We start from the raw sequence: 22,805 nt of genomic DNA, 5'->3' as shown, positions 1-22,805 counted from the left end.
TTTGATACCGCACAATCTAATGCTGATCTAATTTATATATTACAATTTACACCAAGTATTCATTGGACTTTGCGGCCATGACCACCGTACTCATTCCTTATTTAATTGCGATTACCTTACTTACACTTACCCCGGGTTTAGATACGACTTTAATTATTCGTACAGCAACACTTGAAGGTAAATCGAAAGCATTTCAAGCAGCTGTAGGTATTTGTCTTGGCTGTATTGTATGGGGAATTGTGGTTGCTTGTGGTCTGGGTGCTTTACTCATGGCTTCTGATTTAGCTTTTAATATTCTGAAATGGATGGGTGCTGCTTATTTAGCGTGGCTGGGTTTGAATATGATTTTAAAACCACGTAACCAAATCGCAGACATGCAAGAGAATAGTTCAGACATATCTCCTTCACAGAATTGGTTTATTAAAGGTTTTTTGGGTAATTTACTTAATCCCAAAGTTGGTATTTTTTATATTTCATTTCTTCCGCAGTTTATTCCACCACAAGCATCGGCAGTTACTTGGGTGATGGGACTGGTAATGATTCATGTGGTGATTGGAATGTTATGGTCAACTTTATTAATTTTAGCTATGCAGCCACTGTCACGTTATCTTAAGCAACCCAAATTTGTGAAATATATGGACCGAATTACAGGCAGTATTTTTGTGTTGTTTGCTTTGAAATTAGCTTTGAGTAAAAGATAAATTTTAAAAAGCGTGCTAACACAGCACGCTTCCGTTTTTAAAAAACTTACTTCATCTTTTTTAAATAATCATTAATTTGTGCGGCCACTTCATCAGCATGTTCTTCTGCCAATTGATGGTCGCCATTTTTCACAACATATAACATCGAATTTTCAAATTTTTGATTTAAATATTGACCCACCTGAACGGGGCTCACTGGATCGTTATCGCCCCAGATTAATAAAGTTTCAATGTTTATATCTGATAAAAACTCTTCGTAGTTAACATTGGTAGTAATAAACCAATCAGGATATTTTAAAAATGTTTGGCGGTATGCTTCACGCCAGTCTTGTACATTAAATCGCTTAAGGTCGATTCCACCAGAAGTAGCAATTAAGACCAGCCCTTTCACCAAATGAGTTTTTTTTAGCGCTGCGGCAACGGCAAAAATCCCACCCATTGATTGAGCAATAATTACAGATTCTTCATTAATTTGATCGACCACATAATTTGTTAGGTCTTCAAAACTTTTGACTTCAAGGGATTCTGGTGTATCTCCAAAACCGGGATAACCAATAATTTTTGTACAATACTGCTGAGGTAATTTTTCAATTAAGGGATGCTAAAATGTCATACTACCTGATGCGCCGGGTAAGAAAATTAAATTATTCATATTGTTATAAAGTAATAAAATTAAAAAATTATTGTACATATAAAAGAAAGCCTCTTTATCAATTTAGCTGATGAAAAGAGGCTTCTATTTAGGTAATGCGATTAACCTTGGAAATAACGTAAATCCAAACGCCCATCATATACATGAGTTGTTGGACCCGTCATCCAAACCACATCACCCTCTTGCCATTCAATTTGTAGCTTACCACCAGCAAGTTCAACTTCAACTGAGTTCGCAAGTAAGCCACGGCGCATACCACTTACCGCAGCGGCACAAGCACCTGTACCACATGCAAGTGTTTCACCAACACCACGCTCAAATACACGTAAGCGAACATGTTTTTCATCAATTACTTGCATAAAGCCAGCATTAACACGTTCAGGAAAACGTTTATGTGACTCAACTTGTGGGCCAATGCCAGCAACATCTGCAGTTAATACATCTGGAACAATAGTGACAGCATGGGGGTTGCCCATATTAACCACATCAATATTAATGTTCTGGTCGTTAGCTAACTCAAGTGTATATAAAGCTTCTGGTTGTTCTGCAATGAATGGAATTTCATTCGGCAAGAACTTCGGGTAGCCCATATTGACGCGAACCCAACCATTTTGCCCCAGTTCAGGTTTGACAATCCCTGCTTTGGTTTGAACAGTAATACTTGTTTTGGTTGTTAAATGACGCTCATGTACAAAGCGAGCAAAACAGCGCACACCATTACCACATTGTTCAACTTCAGACCCATCTGCATTAAAAATACGATATTTAAAATCTGCTTCTGGTAAATCTGGTGGTTCAACAATTAAAAGCTGATCAAAACCAATACCGAAATGACGATCGGCTAAGCGTTGAATTGTTTCTGTATCTAAATAAGCACGTTGGCTGATTAGATCAACCACCATGAAGTCGTTGCCTAGGCCATGCATTTTAGTAAATTCTAACAACATTTCATTTACTCCTCAGGCTCAGGCAATAAGCGTTCTTTTTCCCAAAGGGATTCAACCGTTTCACGCTCACGAATCAAATGGGCTTTATCGACTGATACCATCACTTCTGCGGCACGTCCACGTGTATTGTAATTTGAACTCATTACAAAACCATAAGCGCCAGCGCCAAGAACAGCTAACAAGTCATTTTCTTTTAAAGCCAATGAACGATCTTTACCAATGAAGTCACCTGTTTCACAGATTGCACCCACAAGATCCCAAGTTTTTTCTTCAGTATCAGAACTTGGCACTACAGGTTGGATATCCATCCACGCTTCATATAAAGCAGGACGAATTAAATCATTCATTGCAGCATCAATAATGGCAAAGTTACGGTGGCTCGTTGGCTTGAGTAAATCAACTTTTGTTAAAAGCACACCTGCATTTGCACTAATGCTACGACCCGGCTCCATATAAACCTTGAGACCTAACTTTTCTAAAGCAGGTTTCATTGAGTTGGCATATTCTTCAACACTTGGCGGTGTTTCATCTTTATAACAAACACCTAAACCACCACCGATATCAATATGTTTAAGATTGATACCAAGTTTTTTCAATTCTTCGATCATCAACATGACACGATCTAAAGCGTCAACAAACGGTTTAGTCTCTGTTAATTGCGAACCGATGTGGCAGTCAATCCCAATAATTTCAAGGTTTGGCAAAGATGCAGCATATTGATAAGTTTCATAAACGGTATCACTTGGGATACCAAATTTATTTTCTTTTAAACCAGTTGAAATATAAGGATGAGTTTTTGCATCTACGTCTGGATTTACACGTAAAGAAATTGGCGCTTTTTTGCCTAGACGAGCTGCAACTTTTTGAAGGCGGTCTAGTTCTGCATAAGACTCTACGTTAAAACAAGCAATGCCTACATTTAACGATGTTTCGATATCGGCTTCAGTTTTACCCAAGCCAGAAAAAACAACTTTAGATGCATCTCCACCTGCTTTTAAAACGCGTGCAAGTTCACCACCTGATACAATATCAAAACCAGCACCAAGTTTTGCCAACACATTAAGAACAGCTATATTTGAGTTAGATTTCACCGCAAAACAGATTTGATGATTAATAAAATCAAAAGCACGGTCCATATCTAAGTAATGTTTTTCAAAAGCTGCTTTTGAATAAACATACAAAGGGGTGCCAAATTGCTGCGCAAGCTGCTCCATAGAACATTGCTCTGCATGCAATACTCCATTAATGCGAGTGAAACTCATGAATGTGTCCTTATTTCAAAGCTTAAGGTGAAGTTGTTTGGGTTGGGGCTGATGATTCAACTGGCTGTTCAGCCTGCTCATCCTGTTGAACAACTTGTTTCTGTTCTTTATTACGATAGAGCAAGTATTTCGCACGTTTGTCATAATTCGGATCAGAAGGTAGCTGTAATGCTCCTGACTGACCACAAGCGCTAAGCAAAATACTGCTGCTCAATAAACTGATGAGGCAAATGACACGACGCATCTGAGCACCTGATTTAAACAATTCGATGCAGTATACCGTGATCATGCAGGCGGCTAAAGAGTAAACTTAAAGAGAAAAACAATATGCATAAAAAACGCCAGCTTTTCAGCCGGCGTTTGATCATAAGCAAATAAATTTAATTACTTTTTATGACGTGGTTTATAGAAGAAGAAATAACCAATGATCAAGATAACAAACCAAATTGGGCTGACTTTAAGCGCTTTGAACGTATCTGGTTCTAAAGACAACACGTAAATCATACCAATAAAGAAAATAATCGTGATCCAACATGTAAATAGACCGCCTGGCAATTTAAATGTTGATTTGGCATGCAGTTCAGGACGCGTAGTGTAATAACGGATATAACTCCAGATAATAAGTAACCACACGCAAATGAACAGAATCGTTGAAAGTGTCGTTGCAAGCGTAAATGCTTCAACTGTATTTGGTACAAAATACTGTAATGCTGCACCTAACAATAAACACGCAGCAGAGAAATACAAAGCATTTGCTGGTACTGCACGTTTGTTTAATTTACCAAAAGCTTTTGGTCCCTGATCTTCACGAGATAAACCAAATAACATACGGCTTGTTGAGAAGACCCCACTGTTCATTGACGACATCACTGATGATAATACAACCAAGTTCATCAAGATCGCAGCTGCTGCCACGCCTGCTTGACTAAACAAGTTTACAAATGGGCTGATTGCTGGATCAATTTTATTCCATGGCGTTACAGACATCACAATCAATAATGCCAATACGTAGAAAATAATGATACGGATTGGAATTGAGTTAATTGCTTTTGGTAAGTTACGTGCTGGATCTTTCGTTTCCGCAGCCGTTGTTCCCACAAGTTCCACACCAACGAAGGCAAAGATTGCGATTTGGAAGCCTGCCAAGAAGCCATGCACTCCTGTTGGGAAGAAACCACCATTCGCCCAAAGATGAGTAAATGAAGCAACTTCACCTGTACTTGAGGTAAAGCCTGTAAAGATCATCCATAGGCCCACAGCGATTAAAATAATAATCGCAAGAATCTTAATGAGCGCAAACCAGAACTCTAACTCACCAAACAAGCGAACTGTTAACAGGTTTAAACCCATAATAAATACAATCGCGGCAACACTGATCATCGCCCCTTCGACTGGCGAGAAAGGCAGACCATTATTGAAGAATTGTAAGTAGTAGATAATTGCAGAAAGGTCAGCGATACCAATGGTGATCCAACATAACCAGTATGTCCATCCCACAAAGTAACCCGCCCATGGACCGATTAAATCTGTGGTGAAGTCAATAAATGATTTATAGGCAAGATTTGAAAGAAGTAATTCACCAAGCGCACGCATGACAAAAAACACCATCACACCAATAATCAGGTAAATGAATAAGATTGATGGACCAGCAAGGCTAATTGTTTTACCCGATCCCATAAATAATCCGGTACCAATTGCACCGCCAATCGCAATCAACTGTAAATGCCGATTGGAGAGGCTTCGATGGAGCTCACCTTGTTCATGAGGCTCGCTCAGATTTTGATTCGACATTTTATAAATACACTCCAGTAATTTTTTTAGTCCGTTAGCTAAATTCAAATCAAAAAGACGATATCGCACCATTTGCAGGTATCTTTTAAATGTATATTTTTTGACAACTTTTCAGCTAACCAATTTGTCTGTATTGCTGATGATTCCAAGCTACATACAATTAAATCCGATAATACGCACAAGCCTTTTGCAATACAACGGACTCTCAAGTCAATTTTTGCCGTACTTGTTTAACTTCCGCATATATAAAAAGACCACCAGTAAGGTAGTCTTTTCGATTAAGGATCAGGAAATAAATTTATATTTTGAAAATTTACTTTTGCTTATTCTTCAGTTTTTCTTCCCAGAATGTCGCATTTTTAATTCCTAATTTCACAGGGTCAAATGTGTACTCTTTTACTCCAGCTTTTTGCTGTGCTTCATAATCTTTCAGCGCTTTAATCGTTGGCTTCCATACAAAATATGTCACGATAATACCAACGATATTAATCCACGCCATTAAGCCCACACCGATATCACCAATTCCCCATATATAGCCAGTTGCACTTAATACTCCATAAGACACAGATAGAATAATAAAGCACTTCGTCACAAACAATAATGATGGAGATTTTGTAATATAACTTAGATAAGTAATGTTAGTTTCAGCAATATAGTAATACGCAACAATCGTTGTGAAGGCAAAGAAGAACACAGCTAAGGCAACAAAAATTTGGCCAAAATTACCAAACATTGTACTTACTGCCATTTGAGTAAATGCAGGAGAGCCAATTTCAACAGTAGCCCCAACATTCTGTACAATAAATTGGCCTGCTTCTAATGTACCTTGTACGTTATACATACCTGTAATTAAAATCATGAATGCTGTTGCAGAGCAGACGAATAATGTATCGACATAAATCGAGAATGCCTGCACAAAACCTTGTTGAGCCGGATGTTGAACTTCCGCTGCGGCAGCTGCGTGTGGCCCTGTTCCTTGCCCCGCCTCATTTGAATAAACACCACGTTTTACCCCCCAACCGATCGCTGCACCAAGACCCGCCATAGGAGAAAAAGCATCTTCAAAAATTAATTTGATTACTCCAGGTAATTCATGAATATTCGCAATAACAATCACAACAGCCATTAGGATATAACCAGCTGCCATAAAAGGAACAACGAATTCAGCAAAGCGTGCAATCCGTTTAATTCCACCAAAAATAATGATGGCGAGTAAACCCACAATCACTACAAGTGCTACAAGTTTAAATAAACCAATATCACCAAAAATAATTGCCCCTTCGCCTGTAATCTGGGTAAATGCCTTACCTACCGCATTTGCTTGAATGCCTGGTAAAAACAAACCACAGGCTACAATTGCTGAAATTGCAAATAAAACCCCTAACCAACGCTGACCTAAACCTCTATCAAAATAAAATGCTGGGCCACCGCGATATTGTCCTTGATACTCAACTTTATAGATTTGACCTAAAGTTGATTCTACATATGCCGTGCTTGCTCCTAAAAATGCAACCAACCACATCCAAAAGACAGCACCTGGTCCACCAAAACCAATTGCTGCCGCCACCCCTGCAATATTACCGACCCCAACTCGACCTGATAATGAAACGGCTAAAGCCTGAAAAGATGAAATCCCTTGTTCAGAAGAAGTACCTTTTATTAATAGTCTGGCCATTTCCTTCATTTGACGTACTTGAACAAACCTTGTCAAAATAGAAAAAAATAAACCCGCGCCTAAGCACAGGTAAATAAGTCCTTTACTCCAGATTATGCTATTTATCCAATCAACAATTTCTGCTGCACTCATAGATATCAACCTTTTGTATTTTAAAATACAATACTCATATTATTTTGTTCGTTTTTCACTTCAGCAATATCTATGCCATATCAATAATAAACAGTTAGATACATACCTCAGTAAAAACACCTTCCTTGGGGATAGCTTAGATTTTTTATATCCACGGAAAACAAACTCTATCTGACTTGTAAAAATCCTATATCGTGTTATTTTTGGTGTCTTTCCCTTATTAGTTCCTTAGAAGATTCCTTCAAATTTCCTCATTATCTTTTATGAAAATTTTTGGAAATAAGAATGAAGAACTTCCTAAGAACTATATTTATATAATATCGAGCAAAATTTCAATTTTTTATGAGCAAAGTCAAAACTGTTTACCGTTGCGAGCAATGTGGTGCCGATCATCTTAAATGGGCTGGTCAGTGCTCAGAGTGTGGTGAATGGAATTCTCTGACTGAAGTTAAACTTGAGCCAACTACTGCTCACCGTGCACGCCCTAAAATTGGGGGCTATGCGGGTCAAGTTGCTAACATTACAACGCTAAATAAAGTTTCAGTTTCGCATGAAACCCGTTTACCTACAGGTATTAGCGAATTTGACCGAGTGCTTGGCGGCGGTTTGGTGACCGGTTCTGTGGTGCTGATTGGTGGTGACCCCGGTATTGGTAAATCAACCATTCTTTTGCAAACTGCGACCCATATGGCAAGCGCAAAAAGCTCTGCACTTTATATTACGGGTGAAGAATCTTTATCTCAGGTAGCGCTTCGTGCGCAACGTCTTGACCTGCCAACTGACCAATTAAAAGTCATGGCTGAAACCTGTGTAGAACGCATTTGTGAGGTTTTAGAACAAGAAAAACCTGTAGTCGCTATTCTAGATTCGATTCAAACACTTTATACAGAAACCCTCCAGTCAGCTCCGGGTGGTGTTTCACAAATTCGTGAATCTGCTGCTTTATTAACCCGTTATGCAAAAAATAGTGGCACAGCGCTATTCATTGTTGGCCATGTGACCAAAGAAGGTGCACTGGCAGGTCCGCGTGTTTTAGAGCATATGGTGGACTGCGTACTTTACTTTGAAGGTCAATCAGACTCTCGCTATCGCATGATTCGTGCTGTTAAAAACCGTTTTGGCGCCGTCAATGAACTTGGCGTATTTGGCATGACTGATAAAGGCTTACGTGAAGTTGCTAACCCTTCTGCTATTTTCTTAAGTCGTTACGATGAAGCGATTCCCGGTTCAATTGTCATGATTAGCCGTGAAGGAACTCGCCCTCTTTTGGTCGAAGTGCAAGCTTTAGTTGATGATGCTCAAGGACAACCACGACGTGTTGCACTTGGTCTTGAACAAAACCGTTTAAATATGCTGCTTGCTGTCATGCATCGTCATGGTGGCGTGCAAACCACTGGACAAGATGTATACGTCAATATTGTAGGTGGCTTAAAAATTACCGAAACAGGTTCTGATCTAGCTGTTTTACTCGCATGTGCATCAAGTTTACGTACTAAAGCCTTGCCCCAACAACTTGCAGTTTTTGGTGAAGTTGGTCTTTCTGGTGAAATTCGCCCTGTCCCTAACGGTCAGGAGCGCTTAAAAGAAGCAGCAAAACACGGTTTTAAATATGTCATTTTACCAAGAGGGAACGCCCCTCAAAAGGCAATTCCAGGCGTACAAGTTATTGCTGTTGCGCGCTTGCATGAAGCATTGACAGAAGCTATGCAACTCAGTGATGAATTGACATAAAAAAATATACTTTTATAGTTGAAATTTAGAGTAAAAGCCTGCATAAATACTATTACAAATTAACTTTAAACAGGAATTTCCTATGGAAGTACACCAGCGTGGCTTGATTACCGGTATTTTAATGGCTGCTTTAGCAATTTCTCCTCTTGCTGAAGCTAAACGTGCAGGTGGTGGTAAAAGCCACGGTATGGCACGTTCTACTACTTCAAGCCAGTCTTATCAACAACCTCGTCAAGTGACTCCAGTTCAACAAACCACTACAGCGCCTCAGAAATCTGGTCCAGGCGTTGGTTCAATGGTTGCAGCTGGTGTGGCTGGTGCTGCCGTAGGTGCTGTTGCAGCAAATGCTTTAGCTGATGACAAACCGACATCAACTGAACAGCAAGCCACTCAGGCTCAAGCTCAAGAAGAGAAAAAAGGTGGAATCCCAGGTTGGATTTGGGTATTGCTTGCCGCAGCTCTTGCTTTCTTTGTATTCCGTAAATTGGGATCAAAAAAAAAATTAGCGGGTAACAACCCTTACGCACCAAATAGCAACGGTCAAAACCCATTTGGCCGTTCTGCTGCACCACAAGCAGCTCCACGTAATGCTGGCGATAATACAAATATCTTTGGTCAATCTGTGGGTGGCGGTGCAGCAACGCAAGCACCTTTTGGCGGTGTAACAACGAGCAATGGCAATCAACTTCCAGATGGTAGTGAACCAGCTGCGTTCTTACGTATTGCACGTCAACGTTTTAATCACATCCAATCGATGAATACTGCAAGTAACATTGAAGAAATTCGCCGTTACTTAACACCAGAACTTTATAGTTCTATGTATAACGACATCATGGAAAACCAAGATCAAGACGTTGCTGAATTTAGTAACTTGAATGCGATGGTTGTAGACAGTGCGACTGAAAATGGTCAATACGTTGTAAGCGTACGTTTCACTGGTACAGTAAGTGAAGATCTAAATAGCTTGCCACAACCGTTTACTGAAATCTGGCACTTTGTTAAACCTGCTGGCTCTCAGCAAGACTGGGTTGTTGCAGGTATTCAACAAGCTTAAGCTAAATAAATCCTAAATAAAAAAGCCACAATATTGTGGCTTTTTTATTTATCAGCGTTTAAGCAATTTCTGCTGGAAAGGTCACTACTTTTTCAATTTTGACCTGATCCATTGCAACCATGAGTAAACGGTCTACACCTAAAGCGATACCTGAGCATTCCGGCATATGAGGCAACGCTGCTAACAGATGCTCATCTAAAGGCATAACATGAAGCCCTTGCTTAGCCCGCTCTGCATTATCTGCTTCAAAGCGTGAACGTAACACGTCTGCATCAAGCAATTCATCGTAGGCATTGGCTAGCTCTAAGCCTTCAATATAAACCTCAAAACGCGCCGCGACCTCTTCCCCATCTTCATCTACTTTCACTTTTGCCAAAGAGGCCATTTCTGGTGGAAAGTCAGTTAAAAAAACTGGAGCATCAAATCCTAAACTTGGTTCAACAAAATGAGAAAACAACAAATCCATATAAGCTAGGCGATCATCGCCCAAGTCGAGATTTAACCCCACACGATTTGCCGTATCTTTGAGTTGTTTCAAAGTTGCCTGCAAAGGGTTAATATCTAAACGGTCCTGAAAAGCATGTTTATAACTTAAAATAAATGGACGAACTTCACCAAAACGATGCTGCAAACAGGTTTGCAATAAATCGGCTGTTTCATGCATTAACGCTTTTAAGTCTAAACCGGGGCGATACCATTCAAGCATAGTAAATTCACTATTGTGTTTACGCCCGTGTTCATCATCTCGGAACACCTTACAAATCTGGTAAATCGGTCCACTACCGCTCGCCAATAAACGCTTCATGGCAAACTCTGGTGAAGTCTGTAAATATTGAGTTTGCAATTTGCCGTTAATATGACGCAAAGCCTGAACCGAAGCTAAATGTACATCGGTGACACCTGCCTGCGAAACAATCGGTGTTTCGACTTCCATGACATCACGTTCAGCAAAAAACTGACGAATTTGGGTATAGAGCTTGGCACGTGCTTTTAAGGCATCAATTGAACAAGTAGGTTGATAGCTTAAACTCATGCCTGTGGTCCCCCATGTGCTGCCCATTCACGGCGCAGCGGATAATTCTTACGTAATAAATCAAATGCTTTTTGCTCTACTTTGCCATCTTTAATACAGGCACGGATGTTGGCATCATCTTGAGCAATATCATAAATTTGAGATAGTTTTTGCTTTAACACCGCTTTTAAATCATGTCCTGAAAAATAGTCTTCGCATGCAGGTAGTTGAGTTTCAAAACGCTTATTAATGTCGTATCCAAATTTTTGGCAAAACGCTTCATAAATCATTTGGGTACCGCGGGCTTTTCCTTCAAGGCTATAACCAGCAATATGCGGTGTTGCTAAAGCCAACATGTCTATAAGTTCTTCTGATATGACCGGTTCATGCTCAAATACATCAAGCACCACTTTACGCTGGGTACGCTGAATATCTTCCATTAAAGCGGTTTCTTTCACGACTGGACCACGTGCACTATTAATTAAAATCGTGTCAGGTTGAAGCGCTGCAAAAGCTTTTTCATCAAACAAATGATATGTCGGATGTTCACCGTTTTTTGTAAGCGGGACATGAATTGAAATGGCATTGGCTTGTTGCAACAGAATTTCTAAGCTTACATTTTCAATTGTGTCTAGTTTCACATATGGGTCAAAGCCAATTACATTCCAGCCAAGTAACTGAGCCATATAGACCAAACGCTTACCGACGTTGCCAAGGCCAACAATGCCTAGGGTAAATTTTTCTTGTTGTTCTAAAAGGTCCGCATCTAAATGCAGTAAAGCAGTAATGACATATTCAGCAACCGCTTGCGCATTACAACCTGCTGCATTCGCCCATGTAATTCCTTGTTTTTCTAAAGCAGAAATATCTAAATGATCGGTGCCGATTGTGGCACTACCCACATATTTTAAAGCGGTGTTTTGAATTAAACTTTCGTTTACTGCGGTGACTGAGCGAACCAATAAAGCTTCAGCATCTTTTACATCTGCATGGGTTAAGGTGCGTCCTGCATGGTGTTGAATATCGCCAAACTCAGAAAAAAAGTAATCGGTAAATGCCAAGTTTTCATCTGCGACGATTTTCATTATCTGCAACTCAAAGCTTATAAAAACGTTATTATCCTTTGAGTTGTAGCAAAGCACAATGTTCAGGGCGTTAAATTACAATAAGGTTTCTAAGCGTAGTTCACCTACAAACCACCACCGAAATAAAAATAAGTCATCACCGCAAGAGTGAGCCACATTAAAATAATAAGTACAGCAACCAAATAATTTCGTGGCCCTTTTTCATGTTCTTCTAGCCATTCATTAGCTTGCTGTTCTGCATCGAAAATGACTTGTTGAGGTGTAAAACGAACAGCTAACCAAATCAGCATCGGTAGAATGATGGCCTCATCTAAAAGGCCTAAAATAGGAATAAAATCTGGAATTAAATCGATTGGACTAAAGGCATAAGCCACAGCCACCACAGCAATAACTTTTGGGAACCATGGCATTTGAGGATGCTTTGACGCAAACCAAAGCATAATAATTTGTTTTTTTAGACGTTTTGCCCATTCTTTTAGTGATTGTAACCAAGACATTTGGACAGACTCTGAACCTTTAGAGTTTTATAATAATCCATAAAACCTATCCTTAGCTTAAAAGCCAAAGAAATGTCAGATGAGCTTCATTTTAGTCCATCACCTTGAACAATATATTTTAAATTTCTGTATATAAAACAAATCTGTCTCCCCTACAAAAACTCGCCAAAGTCAGGCCAGATTGTTTGGCTAATTGAATAGCCATGCTGGTAGGCGCTGAAATTGACGCCAGTAGACTTATATTCAGTTGGGCACATTTTCGTATCAGTTCATAACTTGCCCGACTGGTCATCACCACAAAACCTAAACTGGTGTCGTAGTTTTCTTGTGCTAAATAACCGATTAATTTATCTAAAGCATTATGGCGGCCAACATCTTCAAATAAAGCGACAATGTGCCCATCAACCACCCAAGCTGCGGCATGTGCGCCACCCGTTAAAGCGGTAATTTCCTGTTGGACTTTTAAGTGGGAAATGGCACTCGGAATTTGCTCAAGCCATATTTTTGATGCATGCGTTGTAATTTTGGGCACGTCTAACTGAAACTGCTCTAAGCTTTCAATTCCACATAAACCACAGCCTGTACGGCCTACCATCATACGGCGATGTTCCTTTAAGGCAGCAAATGCTCTCGATGAAATAGTCATTTCCACCGTAATGCCCAATTCATTTTGATGTACATCAAGCGCATATAGCTCTTTTAAGCTGGTTAAAATTCCTTCCGAGAGACTAAAACCTTTGGCAAATAATTCGACATCTGTCGGTGTCGCCATCATCACCGCATGTGAAATACCGTTATACACCAAGGCGATTGGGTACTCTTGCACAATATGATCTAAAACATTTTCAGATTCGGTTTTGTTAAACCGCTGTACTTGTAATGTTTCAACCCCATAAGAATGTGGTGTCAAAATTATTTCCTTTATTTTAAAATGGCGCTTGTTTAGAGCGCCATTTGTTTGGATGACATTTTTTAATATTGCCTTTGATTAAAGGTTGCTTACTTTCTTATCGGCATCTTCAGGGGCTACTGCCGTTGCCAAGTTAAAATGCTCTGGCGCATTTCCGGGATGCAAAATCACAGGAACGCTTTTTGAAGCAGGAATCTTGGCATATTTATCATGACTGCTTAATGCCACTAAAGGATTGGTTTCCGGATAGTAAGCGGCTAAGCTGCCTCGCGGAATGTTGTACGGCACAATACGGAAACTATGCACAATACGTTTCACACCGTCCGAGAAAACACTTTCAATATCCACCCACTGATTTGCTTCAAAACCAGCTTCATCAATATCAGCTTGGTTCATAAATAACACACGGCGTTGCCCAAACACCCCACGATAGCGGTCATCTAGACCATATAGCGTCGTGTTGTATTGGTCATGAGAACGCGTGGTCATTAAGGTATAAACCTTACTGTCGGTATATGCTGCAGCATACTGATTTTCTTTATCGGCATAGACTTCACTCAGCGGTGTAATCATAAACTGCGCTTTACCACTTTTTGTATTCCAGATGTGCTGATTGGCCGGATGCTCTAGATGGAAGCCACCCGGTTTATAGACACGTAAATTAAAGTCATGGAACTCATCAAAGACATCGGCAATAGAGTCACGAATACGGTCATAGCTTTCGATATACCATTTCCATTTAATCTGACTGTCTGGAAGCACTGCTTCGGCCATTCGGGCGACAATATCTGGTTCAGACAAAATATTGTCAGAAATTGGAGCGTTACGTCCTGCTGACAAATGAATATTACTCATCGAATCTTCGACTGAAATTGCCTGTGGGCCATGAAGCTGCTCATCAATTTCGGTACGCCCTAAACATGGCAAAATAAGTGCATCTTTACCACACACCAAATGGCTACGGTTTAACTTGGTTGCAACATGAACAGTTAAATTACACTTTCTAAGTGCTTCTTGGGTATACAGCGTATCAGGCGTTGCAACGGCAAAGTTCCCACCCAAACCAATGAAGACTTTGACCTCACCTTCAGCCATAGCTTTAATGGTCTCAACAACACCATGCCCATTTTTTCTCGGTGATTTAATACCAAACACACGGTCAATGTTGTCGAGTAATTTAGGGCTAGGCAGTTCATTAATACCCATGGTTCGGTCGCCCTGTACATTACTATGCCCACGGACCGGACATAGCCCTGCACCTGGCCTACCAATTTGACCACGCGCCAACAATAAATTTGCCAGCATGTGTACATTAGCTGTTCCGTGGCGGTGTTGAGTGATGCCCATTCCCCAACAGAAAATTGAACGCTCGGATTCTAAAAATAGTTTGGCGAGTTTTTCTAAATGTTCAGGCGATAGGCCTGAGTGTTTATAAATATCTGCCCATTCAGTTCTTTCAACCTCAGCAATCATTTCATCGAAACCAACGGTATTCACCGCAATAAAGTTTCGGTCAAAAACGCTTAGTTTACCTGAGGCAAGTGCTTTTTTATCCCACTCATTTAAGTGCTTTAACATCCCCAACATGAGTGCATAGTCACCGCCAATTTTCGGCTGGAAATAATAACGACTAATTGGCGTACTACCGTTAGTCATCATTTCAAGCGGTGCTTGCGGGTCTTGGAAACGCTCAAGGCCTCGCTCTTTAATTGGGTTAATCGCAATAATGTTGCCACCGCGTTTAGATACTTCACGTAAAGTACCTAACATACGTGGATGGTTGGTGCCAGGGTTGTGCCCAAAACTAAAAATAGCATCGGCTAAGTCAAAGTCTTCTAGAGTGACTGTGCCCTTTCCTAAACCAATCGAGTCAAGCAAACCAACACTTGTGGTTTCATGGCACATGTTCGAGCAGTCTGGAAAGTTATTGGTACCAAAGCTTCTCACAAACAATTGATATAAAAATGCTGCTTCGTTACTGGCACGGCCAGAGGTATAAAATGCCGCTTGGTCTGGGTTGTCTAGCGCATGTAAATGTTGAGCAATGAGTTTAAATGCATCGTCCCATGAAATAGGCACATATTTATCGGTTGCAGCATCATAGCGAACTGGGTCTGTTAAGCGGCCTAGGTCTTCTAAAAAAAAGTCACTTTGTTCTGATAGCCAACTAACGGTATGCCCTGCAAAATATTCGGGAGTCACTGTTTTACTGGTTGCTTCAAAGGCAACAGCTTTTGCACCATTTTCACAGAAGTTAAAGGCATGAGCATCTTTCTTTTCTGGCCATGCACAGCCGGGACAGTCAAAACCTGTAGGCTGGTTAATGTTGAGTAAGGTAATTGAACCTTTACCTAAAATATCTTGTCGCTTTAAGTTTCGAGCAACACTTAGCAGTGCGCCCCACCCGCCAGCAGGATGAGTATATGGCTCAATTCGCGCAAAACCGTTATTTTCCTGTATGTGCTTTTGTTCTTCTGAATTATCCACTTTGTCATCCTCTTATTTATTCTTAGGCATTCAACAGATCTAATAGAACCACAATTTAATTATGCTTATATCAAGAATCGCTGCTGTCTAGCTTGTAGGTAGAGTCCGCTTGGTATGTTATTCACCATATTTTAAAAAGCTGGCTCAACTGTTCTTATAATATGTGCCATATTTTTTACAATTACAATCATTCAAGCCAACTACGCTATTTATAGAAAAAGTTATAAAACAATGAGTTAAAAAGATATAAACTCCGCCTTTTACAGATCAAAACATTATTGGCTTTTATTTTTAACAGAAGAGAAACTCTTTAAAATTGATGTTTACATGTCTTTATCTATGTTTTTTTCGCATTAAACAGTATAAAACAATTAAAAATCTATCCACATTAGAGCACTTATGAAGGTTGTGATCGCCCCTGATTCATTTAAAGACAGTTTATCTGCTTTAAACGTAGCTCAGGCCATTGCCAAAGGATGGCAAGAAGTTTTTCCTCATGCAGAAACGATTTTATGCCCGATGGCAGATGGCGGTGAAGGAACTATTGAAGCTATTTTAGAAGTCTGCAAAGGACAATGGCGTGAAAAAACTGTGGTTGGGCCATTAGGTGAGTCTGTTCAAGCCAAATGGGGATGGTTAGAAAAACAAAAAATCGCCATCATTGAAATGGCTCAAGCGAGCGGCATACAGTTAGTCCCACCGTCAGAACGTGATGCCTGCCACAGCACAACGTTTGGAACAGGCCAACTCATTTTGGATGCTTTAGACGCAGGTGCAAAAGACATTATTTTAACTGTGGGCGGTAGTGCGACCAACGATGGCGGCACAGGATTACTGAGTGCTTTAGGTGCTGTTTTGCACGATGCCAACCAAAAGGTTTTACCCGCAGGTGGTCTCGCTCTAAGCAATCTATCACACATTGATTTAACATATTTCGACCCACGTATTCAGCAGACGAGGTTTTTACTGGCAGCCGATGTGACCAATCCGCTTTGTGGCCCAAACGGCGCATCTCATATTTTTGGTCCACAAAAAGGTGCTTCACCTGCTCAAGTAGAGTTACTTGACCAAGCGCTTGCCCATTTTGCCGATGTCTCGGCGGAGCTTTTAGGTTTCAACAAACGAGATGAAGCAGGTTCCGGCGCTGCTGGCGGTTTGGGTTTTGCCGCCAAAAGTTATTTAAATGCGGAGTTTAAAGCTGGCGTTAAAGTCGTGGCTGAACTGAATCAGCTTGAGCATAAAATTTCTAACGCAGATTGGGTCATTACCGGCGAAGGTAAATTTGACCAGCAAACTTTAAGCGGTAAAACCGTTTTTGGGGTAAGTCAAATTGCCAAAGCCCATAATGTTCCTGTCATTGTTATTGCAGGGACATTAGGCGAAGGCTACCAAGCACTTTATGAGCACGGCGTTACGGCTGCTTTTTCACTAACAAATGGCCCGATCACATTAGAACAAGCCTGCGAACATGCGGCAGAACTCATTTATGAAAGAACAGTCGATATTGCGAGGTTAATTCAGTTTAGCCAAACTAGCTTGAAAGATAAAAAAGTTTAATCAGCTAATTTTAAAAGACTCTCTTTACAACTTTCCAATATTTCATCGCTAAGGTTAGATTGGTCTAGGCATGCACGAGACAAGGCAATTGCCCCCACAGATTGAGCAAGAATATTAATAGCTTGCTTTCTCAACTCTAGCGGTTCCAAAGAAGCTTGTTTTGCACGTTCATTCATAATGAACTGAATAAGTTGCTCAATGCCCTCTTCAAATTCGACTTTTACTTCGTCTGGTTGTCTTGCAGCATCACAAGATAATGCTGTTAGGGTACATCCCAAATCTCGATTATCGCGATGAGTGCGAGACACATAAAGCTGGATAAATTGAGTTAAGTTTAAGCCTTCTATTCTTTTTAAGACTTGCTCAAGCCCATGTTTAACAGTAATTGAGACAAGGTCTGTTTTCGAGCTGAAATGTTTATAAAACCCACCGTGGGTAAAGCCTGCGCTAGACATTAATTCAGCAATGCCGACTCCGTCGTAGCCTTTGCTACGAAACAGTTGAGTCGCCTTCTCGACAATTTTTTCTCGGTTTTCCTTTACCTGAGTTTTACTGACTTTCATGTTGGCCTACCCACTTTTACTCACCCTATTCGTCACAATTATACATTGATTATGGTTGACATCAAAAAATATATATTTTAGATTATAGTCATAATCTAAAAATTAAAGCGTGGAGACATCACATGTCAGCTCAATCAAAAGTACTTATTACAGGAGCTTCGTCAGGAATTGGTTCTGTCTATGCAGACCGATTTGCTCAACGTGGCCATAACTTAATTCTGGTGGCACGAGACACCAACCGCCTAGATAAAATCTCAAAAGATCTTCAAGAAAAATACGGCGTACAAGTCGAGTTCATTCAAGCCGATCTATCAAACGATCAAGACATCAGTAAAATTGAAGATGTACTCAAAAACGATGCTGATATTGAAATTTTGGTAAATAACGCTGGGATTGCATTAAACGGAAACTTTTTAACTCAAGATATTAAAGATATTGAAAAACTTCTGACTTTAAATATGACTGCGGTTGTTCGTTTGTCTCATGCAATTTCTCAAAAACTCGTACGCAAAGGTAGCGGTGCTATTATTAATTTAGGCTCTGTGCTTGGCTTAGCGCCTGAATTAGGTTCTACCATTTATGGCGCAAGTAAATCTTTCATCCAATTTTTTAGCCAAGGCTTATATTTAGAATTAAAAAATCATGGCGTACATGTTCAAGCCGTATTGCCTTCGGCAACTAAAACCGAAATTTGGGAACGTTCAGGCATCGACTTAAGCCAAGTCCCACCATTAATGGATGTCAATGATTTGGTCGATGCGGCTCTGATTGGTTTTGACCGCAAAGAAACGATTACAATTCCTGTGCTGAAAGACGAAAATCAATGGAATAATTTTGAAAAATCACGTATCACATTACTACCAAACTTTTCTTCGGCTGATGTAGCCCAACGTTATAAAAACTAACGAGTACCGCTACCCAACTCTTAAGTAGGAAAATCTTATGAATGTTATTGATGCCATCCGTAATCGCCGCGCAGTTAAACGCTTCGACCCTGCTTTTCAACTTTCTGAAGATAACAAAAAGCAGTTGTTGCAAGAAGTTTTAGCAAATGCGCCAAGCGCTTTTAACTTACAACATTGGCGTCCAGTCATCATTGAAGATACTGAGTTAAGACAAAAAATTCGCACCATTGCTTGGGATCAACCACAAGTTACAGAATCATCATTACTAATTGTGTTGTGTGCAAAAGTAAATACATGGGAAGTTGATGCTAAGCGTGTGTGGGATGGCGCGACTCCAGAAGTACAAAATATTATGGCTGGCGCAATTGACCAATATTACCGTGACCGTCCACAAACCCAACGTGACGAAGTTATGCGTAGTGCAGGTATTTTTGCTCAAACCTTGATGCTTCTTGCTCAAGAGCATGGTTTAGACAGTTGCCCAATGGATGGTTTTGACTTTGACGCAATGGCAAAGCTCATTAACTTACCTGAAGACCATGTGGTGTGTTTAATGATTGCTGTTGGTAAGTCGGCTTCCGAGCCTTACCCACGCGTGGGCAAACTTCCTTACGACGATGTCATTATTCAAAATACATTCTAAGTTTTTAGTCAGATTTTAGGCCCTCATGCTATTTATAGCATGAGGGCCTAATTGTTAATGACATTCTGTTTTGTAAAATCATTTTGCCTTTTTGGTGTTTAACTTATTGGTTAAACGACGAACTAAAAGAAAAAATAAAGGCACAAAGAAAATAGAAAGTAGAGTTCCCGAAATCATCCCACCAGTTACGGCGATACCAATTTCTTTTCGGCTAACAGCCCCTGCTCCTGTAGATACAGCTAATGGAAGAACACCTGCAACAAAAGCCAGAGATGTCATAATAATTGGCCGTAATCGCTGACCAGCACCTTCAATAATGGCGTCCATTAATGCCTGACCAGCCTCTAACTTGGCTGCCGCAAATTCAACAATCAAAATGGCATTTTTGGCAGAAAGCCCAATGGTGGTGAGCATAGCGACCTGAAAGTAAATATCGTTAACAAAACCTGCCAGACTTGCAGCCACTACAGCCCCAATAAGACCTAAAGGAATAACCAACATGACAGAGACAGGAATAGACCAACTTTCATAAAGTGCTGCCAAACATAAAAAGATAAAGATGATTGAGGCTAAATATAACCAGATCGTTTGGCCACCCGCTAGTTTCTCTTGATAAGACAACCCACTCCACTGAAGATTAAAACCTTGTTGTTGGTCTACTAACTGCTGCATCTTATCCATAGCCCCACCAGAACTCTCACCAGCTGCCGCAGAGCCTTGTATTTGAACGGCTGAAAGACCGTTAAAGCGTTGCAGCATTTGAGGGCCCATCTGCCATTTCACAGAAGAGAAGCTAGAAAATGGCGTCATCTCACCAGTAGCACCGCGAACATACCATTGCCCAATATCTTGGGGTAAGGAACGATAGATTGCCTCTCCTTGCAAATAAACTCGCTTAACACGTCCCTGATCTATGAAATCGTTAATATAAGATCCGCCCCACGCCGATGACAGCGTATTACTAATATCTGCTTGGGCTAATCCAAGAGCACTGGCTTTTCTTTGATCGATATCGACTTGTAACTGGGCTTTATCTTCTAAGCTATTTAAACGTACTGCAGCTAGGCCAGAATCAGCATTTGCTGCTTTTAACACATTATTTTGTGCTGCGAGTAAAGCATCTCGTCCTTTATTCTCAGCATCTTGCAACCAAAATTCAAAGCCACTAGATTGCCCAAGGCCTCTTACAGCAGCGGGTGAAAGTACCTGAACACGTGCGTTACGTAGTGACTTAAAATGTGCATTTGCACGAGCAATCACAGCTTCGGCTGTATTTTCACTACCTTCTCGGTCATCCCAATGTTTGAGTCCGGCAAATGCCATTCCCACATTTTGCCCACTGCCTGCGTTATTTCTACCCATCACCATGAAAATCACATTGAGATTATTCTTTTCTTTCGTCAAAAAGTAATCTGCAATCTGATTACCAACCCGCTCTGTTTCAGCTAGTGTCGTGCCTACAGGCGTACTAAATTGAACCATAACCGAGCCTTGGTCTTCTTGTGGTAAAAACCCCGTATTCATACGCGTATATTGCCAACCTAACAAAGCTGTAATACCTACGAATATGATCATAAAGACTTTGGGTTTACCTAAAACAGCAACTAGCTTTGTGCGGTAGCCTGACTGCCCTTGTTCGACTTTACGATTGAACCAAGTAAAGAATTTTCTCTGCTTATGTTTTTCATTTGCAGGTTTGAGTAATGTTGCACATAACGCAGGTGAAAGTGTTAAAGCAACAATTGCAGAAAGTACCATAGCCGATACGAGCGTTACCGAGAACTGGCGATAGATAATCCCGACGGAACCACCAAAAAATGCCATAGGTAAAAATACCGCTGCGAGTACCATGGCAATACCCACGAGCGCACCCGATATCTCCTGCATTGAAATTAGGGTGGCTTGCCGAGCATCAAGATTTTGCTCATGCATAACCCGCTCGACATTTTCTACAACGACAATCGCGTCATCTACCAGTAAACCAATTGCGAGTACCATCGCAAACAAAGTCAGTGTATTAATGCTATAGCCAAGTACACTCAACACACCAAATGTACCTAACAATACAACAGGAACTGCAATTGCCGGAATTAAAGTCGCACGCCAGCTCTGCAAAAATAAGAACATGACAATAATGACGAGAACAATCGCTTCAGCTAAAGTTTTAATCACCCCATTTACCGAGGCTTCTACAAATGGCGTACTGTCGCGTGGGTATGCAACTTTTAACCCCGCTGGCATAGAGGCAGTTAACCGTGTGACTTCAGCTTTAACTCGTTCAGCCGTTTCTAATGCATTGGCACCAGAAGCAAGTTGAATAGACATACCCGAAGCTGGTTTTCCATTCAAACGTGTAGAAGTCTGATAACTCTCTGCACCACGCTCGACTCGGGCAACATCTTTAAGTAATACAACCGCACCATTTGTTTGTGTCCGCAAAATAATATTTTCAAATTGGCTCACGGTTTGTAACCGAGATAATGCTGTTACTGTTGCATTTAGAGCCTGCCCATCACGCGTGGGTAATGCGCCCAACTCTCCCGCTGTAATTTGAGTGTTTTGTGCTTCAATTGCAGTTCTAACATCTGATGGCATTAATCCATAACTGTTTAATTTATGAGGATCAAGCCAGATGCGCATTGCATATTGAGCACCAAATACGGTGATTTCACCCACTCCATCGACCCGACTTAATGGGTCTTGCAGTGTACTCACCATATAGTCAGATATGTCGACAGAAGATCTAGTCCCACTTTCATCGTAAAGCGCAAAGACCAGTAAACTATCGCCTTGTGACTTTGTCACAGTGATCCCTTGCTGCTGAACCTCTTGAGGCAATCGACTCAGCGCCTGATTCACAGCATTTTGCACCTGCACCTGAGCAGTGTCAGGATTGGTATTCTGATCAAAACTAAGACTTATCCTTGCTTGCCCCGCCGAACTACTACTCGATGAAAAATAAAGTAGACCATCAATCCCTTTAATTTGTTGCTCCAAAATCTGGGTAACACTGTCTTCAACAGTTTTGGCAGATGCTCCCGGATAGTTTGCAGTAACATTTACACCCGGTGGTGCAATGTCAGGATATTGCTCAATGGGTAACGTTAAAATCGAAATCGTCCCCAATGCCATAATACAAATAGAGAGGACCCAAGCAAAAATAGGTCGTGCAATAAAAAAACTCGACAACATACGCAATCC

19 protein-coding genes are annotated in these 22,805 nt (G+C 40.7%); 6 read left to right on the top strand and 13 right to left on the bottom strand.

Going from position 1 to position 22,805, the window contains the following annotated elements; translation table 11 throughout:
• Positions 1–77 precede the first annotated feature (77 nt).
• Complete coding sequence (locus KTJ10_RS04265; protein ID WP_262441442.1) at positions 78–701, top strand: LysE family translocator; 624 nt, start codon at positions 78–80, stop codon at positions 699–701.
• 46 nt (positions 702–747) lie between these two features.
• Here the strand turns inward: KTJ10_RS04265 and KTJ10_RS04260 are convergent, their stop codons facing one another.
• The 6 genes from KTJ10_RS04260 to KTJ10_RS04235 form a co-directional block, all read right to left on the bottom strand.
• On the bottom strand, positions 748–1,293 hold the full coding sequence (locus tag KTJ10_RS04260) for an alpha/beta fold hydrolase (protein ID WP_262441566.1): 546 nt from the start codon (positions 1,291–1,293) through the stop codon (positions 748–750).
• A gap of 161 nt (positions 1,294–1,454) precedes the next feature.
• Entirely contained in the window at positions 1,455–2,300 is an 846-nt protein-coding gene (dapF, locus tag KTJ10_RS04255; protein WP_002118553.1) for a diaminopimelate epimerase, read from the bottom strand.
• Positions 2,301–2,305: 5 nt separating this feature from the next.
• Entirely contained in the window at positions 2,306–3,562 is a 1,257-nt protein-coding gene (gene lysA / locus KTJ10_RS04250; protein WP_262441441.1) for a diaminopimelate decarboxylase, read from the bottom strand.
• Positions 3,563–3,584: 22 nt separating this feature from the next.
• Positions 3,585–3,806, bottom strand: a complete 222-nt coding sequence (lptM, locus tag KTJ10_RS04245; protein ID WP_002118887.1) for an LPS translocon maturation chaperone LptM — start codon at positions 3,804–3,806, stop codon at positions 3,585–3,587.
• Positions 3,807–3,946: 140 nt separating this feature from the next.
• Complete coding sequence (locus KTJ10_RS04240) at positions 3,947–5,353, bottom strand: amino acid permease (protein WP_086376989.1); 1,407 nt, start codon at positions 5,351–5,353, stop codon at positions 3,947–3,949.
• 313 nt (positions 5,354–5,666) lie between these two features.
• On the bottom strand, positions 5,667–7,160 hold the full coding sequence (locus KTJ10_RS04235; protein WP_049069154.1) for an alanine/glycine:cation symporter family protein: 1,494 nt from the start codon (positions 7,158–7,160) through the stop codon (positions 5,667–5,669).
• Between the two features lie 342 nt (positions 7,161–7,502).
• Between KTJ10_RS04235 and radA the strand changes: the two genes are divergently transcribed.
• Both radA and KTJ10_RS04225 read left to right on the top strand, forming a co-directional pair.
• Complete coding sequence (gene radA, locus KTJ10_RS04230) at positions 7,503–8,891, top strand: DNA repair protein RadA (protein ID WP_005073053.1); 1,389 nt, start codon at positions 7,503–7,505, stop codon at positions 8,889–8,891.
• A gap of 82 nt (positions 8,892–8,973) precedes the next feature.
• Positions 8,974–9,945, top strand: coding sequence for a Tim44 domain-containing protein (locus KTJ10_RS04225; RefSeq protein ID WP_002118912.1), 972 nt, complete (start codon positions 8,974–8,976; stop codon positions 9,943–9,945).
• A gap of 58 nt (positions 9,946–10,003) precedes the next feature.
• Here the strand turns inward: KTJ10_RS04225 and epmA are convergent, their stop codons facing one another.
• The 5 genes from epmA to KTJ10_RS04200 all read right to left on the bottom strand — a co-directional run bounded on the left by epmA (position 10,004) and on the right by KTJ10_RS04200 (position 15,936).
• Positions 10,004–10,978 carry an EF-P lysine aminoacylase EpmA gene (gene epmA / locus KTJ10_RS04220; RefSeq protein ID WP_060464879.1) on the bottom strand — a complete coding sequence of 325 codons (975 nt, stop codon included), beginning with the start codon at positions 10,976–10,978 and terminating at the stop codon, positions 10,004–10,006.
• Positions 10,975–12,042 (bottom strand): 4-phosphoerythronate dehydrogenase, encoded by a 1,068-nt coding sequence (locus tag KTJ10_RS04215; protein WP_262441440.1) that lies wholly within the window; start codon positions 12,040–12,042, stop codon positions 10,975–10,977. The genes epmA and KTJ10_RS04215 overlap by 4 nt, the downstream gene beginning before the upstream one ends.
• A gap of 104 nt (positions 12,043–12,146) precedes the next feature.
• Positions 12,147–12,539: a YkvA family protein gene (locus KTJ10_RS04210; protein WP_005067697.1), complete on the bottom strand. Its 393-nt coding sequence runs from the start codon at positions 12,537–12,539 to the stop codon at positions 12,147–12,149.
• A 118-nt stretch (positions 12,540–12,657) separates the two neighbouring features.
• On the bottom strand, positions 12,658–13,449 hold the full coding sequence (fdhD, locus tag KTJ10_RS04205; RefSeq protein ID WP_262441438.1) for a formate dehydrogenase accessory sulfurtransferase FdhD: 792 nt from the start codon (positions 13,447–13,449) through the stop codon (positions 12,658–12,660).
• 78 nt (positions 13,450–13,527) lie between these two features.
• Positions 13,528–15,936: an FdhF/YdeP family oxidoreductase gene (locus KTJ10_RS04200; RefSeq protein WP_262441437.1), complete on the bottom strand. Its 2,409-nt coding sequence runs from the start codon at positions 15,934–15,936 to the stop codon at positions 13,528–13,530.
• Positions 15,937–16,335: 399 nt separating this feature from the next.
• Between KTJ10_RS04200 and KTJ10_RS04195 the strand changes: the two genes are divergently transcribed.
• On the top strand, positions 16,336–17,493 hold the full coding sequence (locus KTJ10_RS04195) for a glycerate kinase (RefSeq protein WP_262441436.1): 1,158 nt from the start codon (positions 16,336–16,338) through the stop codon (positions 17,491–17,493).
• On the opposite strand, the gene KTJ10_RS04190 is transcribed toward KTJ10_RS04195, so the two are convergent.
• The gene (locus KTJ10_RS04190; RefSeq protein WP_262441435.1) at positions 17,490–18,056 is read right to left on the bottom strand and encodes a TetR/AcrR family transcriptional regulator; all 567 of its coding nucleotides are present in this window, start codon (positions 18,054–18,056) and stop codon (positions 17,490–17,492) included. The genes KTJ10_RS04195 and KTJ10_RS04190 overlap by 4 nt on opposite strands.
• Before the next feature lie 122 nt (positions 18,057–18,178).
• Here KTJ10_RS04190 and KTJ10_RS04185 point away from each other — a divergent pair, with 122 nt between their 5' ends.
• Together KTJ10_RS04185 and KTJ10_RS04180 are read left to right on the top strand one after the other, a co-directional pair.
• Positions 18,179–18,961, top strand: a complete 783-nt coding sequence (locus KTJ10_RS04185; protein WP_262441434.1) for an SDR family NAD(P)-dependent oxidoreductase — start codon at positions 18,179–18,181, stop codon at positions 18,959–18,961.
• 37 nt (positions 18,962–18,998) lie between these two features.
• Positions 18,999–19,604 (top strand): nitroreductase family protein, encoded by a 606-nt coding sequence (locus tag KTJ10_RS04180; protein WP_002118380.1) that lies wholly within the window; start codon positions 18,999–19,001, stop codon positions 19,602–19,604.
• 78 nt (positions 19,605–19,682) lie between these two features.
• Here the strand turns inward: KTJ10_RS04180 and adeE are convergent, their stop codons facing one another.
• Complete coding sequence (gene adeE / locus KTJ10_RS04175) at positions 19,683–22,796, bottom strand: multidrug efflux RND transporter permease subunit AdeE (protein ID WP_262441433.1); 3,114 nt, start codon at positions 22,794–22,796, stop codon at positions 19,683–19,685.
• Positions 22,797–22,805: the final 9 nt, after the last annotated feature.

The organism is Acinetobacter sp. WU_MDCI_Abxc222 (assembly GCF_025514755.1).
Lineage (GTDB): Bacteria > Pseudomonadota > Gammaproteobacteria > Pseudomonadales > Moraxellaceae > Acinetobacter > Acinetobacter geminorum.
This window is presented reverse-complemented; position numbering and strand designations above follow the sequence as displayed.